This is a genomic window from uncultured Oxalicibacterium sp., from assembly GCF_913776015.1.
Classification (GTDB): Bacteria; Pseudomonadota; Gammaproteobacteria; order Burkholderiales; family Burkholderiaceae_D; genus Oxalicibacterium.
In genome coordinates this window covers 1-7,995 of record NZ_CAJYMD010000021.1, presented here as the reverse complement: position 1 = coordinate 7,995, position 7,995 = coordinate 1, and the positions used below count along the sequence as shown (strand labels likewise).

Genomic DNA, 7,995 nt, shown 5'->3' with positions numbered 1-7,995 from the left:
ATGCTCAAGACAATCGGGCGCGAAATCCACAAGATGCATGCCTTCCTGCGGTTTCGTGAACGGCCGGAAGGTGCTGGCGATCCGCGTTTTGTTGCCTGGTTCGAGCCCGCGCACGATGTGCTGCCGCAGGCTGCCTCGCATTTCGCGCGGCGCATGGGGTATGCAAGCTGGCTGATTGCCACGCCCGAGGCGACAGCGGCATGGGATGGCAAGCGTTTGCAATTCGGGCCACCTTCTGCACAGGGGCCGCTCGATATCGATGACGCCGGCGAGCGTTTATGGCTGACTTATTACCGTAGCACCTTCAATCCTGCGCGCCTGAACACGCAGGTGATGGAACTGAATATGCCTGTGCGCTATTGGAAGAACATGCCGGAAGCGCGCCTGATTCCCGAGCTGATCAGCCATGCGGCTGCCGGGGCACAGCGGACCGCACAAACCGAAACGGTTGGGGCGCGACGCGGTGTTGCGGTGCAGATTCGTGCTGAAGAGGCGCAACCGCAACGTGCCGCGGCACATGCACTGGAAAGTTGCCGACGCTGCAATCTGTGGTGCCACGCTACGCAAGCGGTGCCGGGTGTGGGGCCGAAACAGGCGCGCATCATGCTGGTGGGTGAGCAGCCGGGCGATCAGGAAGACTTGGCCGGCTTGCCTTTCGTCGGGCCGGCAGGGCAGTTGCTGGATCGTGCGCTGGCGCAGGCTGGCATTGGGCGCGAGACGGTGTATGTGACTAACGCCGTCAAGCATTTCAAATGGGAGCCACGCGGCAAGCGACGTCTGCACAAGACGCCGGCACAACTGGAAATCGATGCCTGCATGACGTGGCTGGAACAGGAAATTGCCGAATGCGATCCCGTGGTCATCGTCACGCTCGGCAGTACGGCACTCAAATCGGTCATGCATGCGCCGCGCATTACCATGCAGGCGGTGGCCGGAACAATTTTACGACGAGGCAGTTGCATGGTCGTGCCAACCTGGCACCCGTCCTTCATTCTGCGAACCGCTGATCGTGCGCGACAACAGTCGGCTTTTGATGATTTGGTAGAGGCTTTGCAAAACGCGCGTGATGGCGCGATTCAGGATGACAGAAGTTGAACTGTCGCAGTCGAGTACCGGCCGATACTGTAAACCGGAATATTGCAGAAGGTTGAATCAGCAATCGTACCGCTGACAGTGAATGCGTAACACGGGCACCAATCACGACAACATTTCTTGAGAAAAAAAGCTGAGTATGTCAGCGCATGAGGGCGATGGCGCTCTGCTGCCATCGATCAGGTATCGCTATGCAAGACAATTCCGCTCGCTCGCGCACGAGCAATAGAAGTCGCGGCGACTCCCGGCCATGGACTTGTATCGCGTTAACGAAGAGACGCATCGGAGCAGGCATGATCGCACCGATGCGTTGATCAAACAAAAAAAGACAGGCATTGCCTGTCTTTTGATTGCCGCTTACTTGCCGACCGATGCTTTCACATCTGCGCTGGCTTCAGCTTTTTTCTCTTTGGTATCAGCGTGTGCCTTGGCTTTTTCTTTCGAAGCTTTTGCATGTGCCTTGGCTTTGTCTGCTTCGGCTTTTGCATCTGCCTTGGCGACATCGGCATTAGCCTTTGCTTCAACCTTAGCTTCCTTGTGTTCTGCCTTGGTCACTTTCTTGTCAGCCTTCGCTTCCGCTTTGACGACGGCGGGCGATGCCGGGGTTGCAGGCGTGGCTGGAGTAGCAGGTGCTTGCGCGAACGCAGCAGAAGCGAACAGGGAAGCAACCAGGGTAGCGATCAGTTTGTTCATTGTGTGCTCTCTCTTTGAAAGTTGATAGTTGTACGAATTGTTTGCAACTCGTACTGCCAATAACGAGAGGTCAAAGGAAAACGTTGACGATGACATGCGCGAAATGTGTAACGGGTTGTTACGGCCAGATGTGTTTCCGCGCAGAATGATGGCTGGATATAATGCGCCCCTTGCCCAGCATCATTTCCTGAAATTACTGAATTCTTTGACGGATCACGACATGCAATCTCTTTCTCGCTTCTGGCATGCCCTGTTTATCGCATGCATCGGGCTGGCAGTCAGCGGTTGCAGTCTGGTGCATTACCGCGTCAACGATCCCCTGCCGTTGCAGCAAACGGATCGCGGCTACAGCGTTGCTTCCGCAAATCTCGACCCGGGTGAGGGGCGCATCTTCATGGTGATGATGTTTTCCGGTGGCGGCGCACGTTCTGCGGCTTTGGGATATGGCGTGCTGGAAGAGTTTGCGCGCAACCGCTTCGTCAACAATGGCAAAGCCATGCGCCTGTTCGATGAAGTCGATCTGGTCTATGGCGTGTCGGGCGGATCGATTCTGGCGGCGTATTACGGTTTGCATGGCGATGATGTGCTGAAGGATTTCGACAGCCGTTTCCTGAGCATGGATTTTGAGGACAAGATCGTCAGCCGTGTGATCTCGCTCTCCAATCAGTGGCGATTGACTTCACCGCGCTTTGGTCGTTCCGATCTGCTGGAGGAACAGCTCGATGAAGCGTTGTTCGACAAGGCGACGTTTGGTGATATGGCCAGGCAGCGCAAGGGGCCGCTGGTCATCATCAGCGCAACCGATATGTCGACCGGTAGCCGTTTCGACTTCATGCAGGAAACCTTCAATCTGATCTGTTCGGATTTGAGTACGTTCCCGATTGCACGTGCGGTCGCGGCATCGAGTGCCGTACCGCTGGTCTTTTCGCCGGTTACCTTGTGGAATTACGCGGGAACCTGCGGTTACCAACTCCCGGAACCCGTACAGAAAGCCATCGCATCGACGCCGCGTACCAGAATGGAAGCGGCATCGCGCTTGCGGAGTCTGGAAATGCAGAGCTATCTCGACCGCGACAAGCGTCCTTACATTCATCTGCTCGATGGTGGTCTCTCCGATAATCTGAGCATTCGAGGTCTGCTGGATATGGAAGCCGTGATGGGCAGCGATGAAGTGCGACGCGATTTTCGGCTGGATGAAGCCAACAAATTCGTTCTCGTTGTCGTGAATGCGCAGAACGATCCCGATCATTCGATCGATCACAGCGCCGATGTGCCGGGTTTCCGCGAAGTGGTCCGGGCGATCAGCGATATTCCGATCGCGCGTTACACGCAGGAATCCGAACGCGTGATGCAAAGTGCATTCGAACGTTGGCGCGACATGGCAAAAGTGGATGCGGACAAGGAAGGGCGTGCACCACTGCACATGTATTACATCAACGTCACGCTCAAGAATCTTGCCGATGAGGTCTATCGTAACGCCTTGCTCAATGTACCGACCTCGCTGTATCTTCCAAGGAAAACGGTGCTTGAGTTGCGCCAGGCCGCAACCCAGTTGTTGCAGGATTCACCGGATTTTCAGCGCTTGCTAAAGGATCTGGCGGCACAACGAAGCAATACGACAACGGCGCAGTAAGCCATCGGAGCGATGCGACGCATCGATGGGCAAGTTATCCATCACGGATCGGGAAGGAGGGTGGCATGGGCAATGACGATAATCTGCAAAAAGCCATTCTCGACAACATTCCCGATCAAGCCTGGCTCAAGGATCGTGAGTCACGTTATATCCACGTCAACGATGCCTTCATGGCTGCCTGTGGCTTGTCTGAAGAGCAGATCGTCGGCAAAACGCCTGATCAGGTCTGGCCGCGCGACTGGGGCGAAAAGTACATCGGCAGCGATCGCCATGTGATGGAAAGCGGGCAACGCATGCGCTATGAAGAGCAGCGCCAGGGTGCCGATGGCAAATTGCGCTGGTACGATACCATCAAGACGCCAGTTCGCAATGCACATGGCGAGACGATTGGCACCACAGGCATCTCGCGCGACATCACGGATCGCAAGCAGGCCGAACAGGCATTGCTTGAATCCCGCAGCCAGTTGCGCGAGTTGTCTGCCTATCTGCAATCGATACGCGAGGAAGAACGCACGCGTATTGCGCGGGAACTGCACGATGAACTGGGACAATCGCTGACGGCGATTCGTCTGGGACTCGATGTGGCAGCCAGTCAGTCGGACATGCAGTCCGCCACCATGCAGCGGCACCTCGAAAAATTGCAGGAACTAGCCGCTTCCACGATCGAATCCGTGCAGCGCATCGCTGCCGATTTGCGCCCACCGATACTCGACGAGCTGGGTTTGCCGGTCGCCATCGAATGGCTGGTGGATACCTTTGCCGAGCGTACAGGCATTGTGTGCGAACTGCATCTGCCACCTGCGTTATCGGTGTGCGAACGCGAGATCAGCACGGCCATCTTCCGCATTCTGCAAGAAGCCTTGACCAATGTCAGCCGTCACAGCCGCGCCACACATGTCGTCATTACAGTCGCGGCCGGAGCTGGAGAGTTGCAGGTGCACATTGCGGACAACGGTTGCGGCATTGCCGCCGGCATCTCGCGCGACAACAGCCTGGGGCTGATGGGGATGCGTGAAAGGGCGCTCATGCTGGGCGGGCAGTTGCAGATTCACAGCGCACCGGGGGAAGGCACGCGTATCGATGTCATCCTGCCGTATGCGCTGGATTTCAGGGGCGTGCCGGATGCATCAATTCGGCCCGATACGGAAAGCACATCATGATTCGCCTGCTGATTGCCGACGATCACGCCATCATCCGCGATGGCCTCAAGCAAATCATTTCCTTCATGCCCGACATGCAGGTCGTCGGTGAAGCCGCTACCGGCGACGAAGTGCTGCAGATGGTGCGCACTACGGCAGTCGATTTGCTATTGCTCGACATGTCAATGCCGGGACGCAGTGGCATTGCCCTGATCCAGCAGATACACGCCAGCTATCCCGCCCTGCCGATCCTGATTCTCAGCATGCATCAGGAAAGCCAGTATGCGGTGCAGGCAATGCGTGCCGGCGCGGCCGGTTACATCACGAAGAACACGGCCTCGAGCCAATTGATCGAGGGCATTCGCAAGGTGGCGTCAGGTGACACCTTTGTTTCGCCCGAGATTTCGGCAAAGCTGATTCGCCAGTTGCACCGGCAGGAAGAAGCGCTGCCGCATACGCGTCTGACCGCACGCGAATTCCAGATTTTCAACATGCTCGTCACTGGCGAATCGGTCAATGAAATTGCACGCATTCTGGCGCTCAGCAACAAGACGGTCAGCACCCACAAGGCAGCCATCCTGCAAAAGCTGGATGCGACGACCACCGCGCACCTCATCCATTACGCGCTCAAGCACGGCCTTATCAACGACGGCTAGTCGCTGAGTTATGCGCTTCTAGGAAAATCCCTAGACGGGAATCAGACGATCCTGATTCCCCTTGTTGCACTTCCTCTCTATGCTGAACTCATGAAACCGCTTTCCGGCATGCCGTGACGCGTTCGCTGCACGGCATTTTGATGTGCGCAGAATGTTGCTCTAATGTATGACTTTCGGATAGGTGCGTTTCCATAACGAGATGCAGGGGAGCTTTGCTCCACTTGCGCAGGAAATCTTGCATCGAGCAGGTCGCACGATGCAACAAACGAAGTTGAACAAGGAGAGCAAGATGGAGATGGATCTGATCGTACGCCATGCCCGCATCCGGGACGACGCACCCCTCATGGATATCGGCATCAAGGACGGCAGGATAGTAGCAATCGAAGAAGGCTTTGACGGATCGGCGACGCAAGAGATCGATGCTGCCGGACGAGCCGTGATTCCCGGTCTGGTCGAGCCGCACATGCACCTCGAAAAAGCCTTTCTGCATCGCCGCATGCCACCGATTCAAGGCACGCTGGACGAAGCAATTCGTATCACCGGTATTCTCAAGGGCAAGCAGGAGCGGGATGATGTGCTGGCTCGTTCGCGGCAAGTGCTCGACATGGCCGTGCGCAACGGTACGGTCGCGATGCGCGCGCATCCCGATGTGGATCTGATTCAGGGACTGATCGGTGTCGAGACACTGTGCGAGTTGCAGGATGAATACCGTGAACTGATCGATATCCAGATTGTCGCCTTTCCGCAGGAAGGTATTCTGAAATCGCCGGGAACGACCGAATTGATGGAGCAGGCCATCGGTATGGGTGCCGATGTGGTGGGAGGTTGCCCTTACAACGAATTGTCGTGGGACGACACCAAGCGCCATATCGATATCGTGTTCGAGATTGCGCAGAAACATGATCTGCCGGTCGACATGCATGCCGACTTTTCGGACGAATGCACGGACCAGCGCTTCGCTGCCACCGCCTACATTGCGCAAAAGACCATCGATACCGGCTATGTCGGCCGCGTTTCGCTCGGGCACGTGACCAGTCTCGGTTCACTGGAACCGGAACAGCTGGAACCCATCATCGCACTGCTGCAACAAGCCGACATCAGCATGGTCACGCTGCCGGCAACCGATCTGTATCTGGGCGGGCGCAACGATACGAAGAACCGCCGTCGCGGACTGACACCTGTGCGTGCCTTGCACGAGGGAGGCGTCAACGTTGCGTATTCCTCCAACAACATTCGCAATGCCTTTACGCCATTCGGCAAGGCCGACATGCTGGTAATCGGCAGCATGCTGGCGCATGCGATTTCGTACGGGACACCTGCACATCAGGCAGCGATTCTGGAAATGGGAACCGTCAACGCAGCACGTTCTATCGGTATCGGCCGCGATTACGGCATTGCGGTTGGCAAGCAGGCCGATCTTGTGGTGCTCGACACGTACGCAGTGGCCGATGTACTGCTCGACATGCCGCCGCGCTCGTGGGTCATCAAGCGCGGCAAGGTCACGGTGACCACGCATTACCACTGCGAGATTCACGGTCGCGGCTGCTGCGGTCATGACCACGAAGGCACCCAACATCACACGCACAAGAAAACTGCATAAGCAGACGCAAAACAGAGATCAGGAGACAAACATGAAAAAGCCCCCACACGAAGTCGTCGCATCCTTGCTGGCCGTTACCACGGTGCTGATGGTGCAGTTGCCCTGGCATCTGCCGGTATGGGCCATTTTCATCAGTTGGGCCGGTACCTTTGCGATGGGTGGGCCATCTGCGGCCAACCTACGCCGCATCTGGCCGACGCTGCCGATCGGTTCGATTGCCGGCTTTCTCGTCGTCACCGGCTTTGGCATCGCAGCCCAGCATTTTTCAGGTTCGGCGCTGGTGGTAGCGGAGATGGTTGTGCTGTTCTGTCTGAACGCCGGCATGATGCTGCTCGCACGGCTGCCGGGCCTCGGTTTCATTCCAGGCATGTTTTTCGGCTTCGCCTCGTTTTTCGCCACCATGTTCGGCGGCTTCGGCCCGGTACCCAAAGACCCGCTCGCCGCGCTTGGCATCGTCATCGTCATGAATGCCATCGGTCCGCTCTATGCATGGATTACGGCCAACTTCTCGCATCGCCATGCGCCGCTGGAAAACACGTTTCCAGCCAAGGTGCACGGAAGTGAGGTACGCGCGGGACACAAACTCTGATGACAGATGGCGAGAGCCGCGTGGGCTACCTGGGCGCTGCTCTGCACCATCGTGTGCCATGCCATTTCGTTACCTCGCCGGAATGCGCCTCGATGCCGGAGATGCAGACATGAATCGTTTGAAACAACAAGGAGAGTCCGATGGACCAACCATTTTTATCCGAAATGACACGCCGCAATTTTCTGACGGCTTCCAGCGCAATGGCGCTGGGCTCGGTAACGGGGCTTCCCATGGCGCGTGAACAAAACATACCGGCCGGGCTGGCGACATCAAATCGCGGCATGGTGACCAGCCCGCATGAACTGGCTACGCAGGCCGGGCAGAAGGTCTTGCGCGATGGGGGCAATGCGATCGAAGCGGCGATTGCGATTGCAGCCTGCCTCAACGTGACTTACCCGCATTTCACGGGTTGCGGTGGCGATGCGTTCATGATCATCAGCGATCGCAATGGCAAGGTACGTACCTTGTCATTGCGATCGCTGATGATCATGAACGCATCGCCACCGCAACCCGTGAAATGCGGGTAAGTCACGTTGAGGCAGGCTGCAATCGCAATCGCCGCTTCGATCGCATTGCCCCCATCGCGCAAGACC

7 protein-coding genes and 2 pseudogenes are annotated in these 7,995 nt (G+C 57.1%); 7 read left to right on the top strand and 2 right to left on the bottom strand.

What is annotated here, in order from left to right; all coding sequences use genetic code 11:
* Nucleotides 1-1,095: UdgX family uracil-DNA binding protein (locus QZ725_RS03110; protein ID WP_293776180.1), on the top strand; the 1,095-nt coding region annotated here is incomplete at its 5' end.
* 354 nt (nucleotides 1,096-1,449) lie between these two features.
* On the opposite strand, the gene QZ725_RS03105 is transcribed toward QZ725_RS03110, so the two are convergent.
* Nucleotides 1,450-1,785, bottom strand: coding sequence for a hypothetical protein (locus QZ725_RS03105; RefSeq protein ID WP_293776179.1), 336 nt, complete (start codon nucleotides 1,783-1,785; stop codon nucleotides 1,450-1,452).
* Between the two features lie 220 nt (nucleotides 1,786-2,005).
* Here QZ725_RS03105 and QZ725_RS03100 point away from each other — a divergent pair, with 220 nt between their 5' ends.
* From QZ725_RS03100 to QZ725_RS03075, 6 genes and pseudogenes are all read left to right on the top strand, one after another.
* On the top strand, nucleotides 2,006-3,418 hold the full coding sequence (locus QZ725_RS03100) for a patatin-like phospholipase family protein (RefSeq protein WP_293776178.1): 1,413 nt from the start codon (nucleotides 2,006-2,008) through the stop codon (nucleotides 3,416-3,418).
* 65 nt (nucleotides 3,419-3,483) lie between these two features.
* Complete coding sequence (locus QZ725_RS03095) at nucleotides 3,484-4,578, top strand: PAS domain-containing protein (RefSeq protein ID WP_293776177.1); 1,095 nt, start codon at nucleotides 3,484-3,486, stop codon at nucleotides 4,576-4,578.
* Complete coding sequence (locus QZ725_RS03090; RefSeq protein WP_293776176.1) at nucleotides 4,575-5,213, top strand: response regulator transcription factor; 639 nt, start codon at nucleotides 4,575-4,577, stop codon at nucleotides 5,211-5,213. Before QZ725_RS03095 ends, QZ725_RS03090 begins: the two co-directional genes overlap by 4 nt.
* A gap of 289 nt (nucleotides 5,214-5,502) precedes the next feature.
* Nucleotides 5,503-6,813, top strand: a complete 1,311-nt coding sequence (locus QZ725_RS03085; protein WP_293776175.1) for an amidohydrolase family protein — start codon at nucleotides 5,503-5,505, stop codon at nucleotides 6,811-6,813.
* Between the two features lie 31 nt (nucleotides 6,814-6,844).
* On the top strand, nucleotides 6,845-7,402 hold the full coding sequence (locus QZ725_RS03080) for a DUF1097 domain-containing protein (RefSeq protein ID WP_293776174.1): 558 nt from the start codon (nucleotides 6,845-6,847) through the stop codon (nucleotides 7,400-7,402).
* Nucleotides 7,403-7,632: 230 nt separating this feature from the next.
* Nucleotides 7,633-7,872 (top strand): annotated as a pseudogene (locus QZ725_RS03075) (gamma-glutamyltransferase); the annotation flags it as partial.
* Here QZ725_RS03075 and QZ725_RS03070 read toward each other — a convergent pair.
* A pseudogene (locus QZ725_RS03070) lies at nucleotides 7,854-7,995 on the bottom strand (gamma-glutamyltransferase); the annotation flags it as partial. The pseudogenes QZ725_RS03075 and QZ725_RS03070 overlap by 19 nt on opposite strands.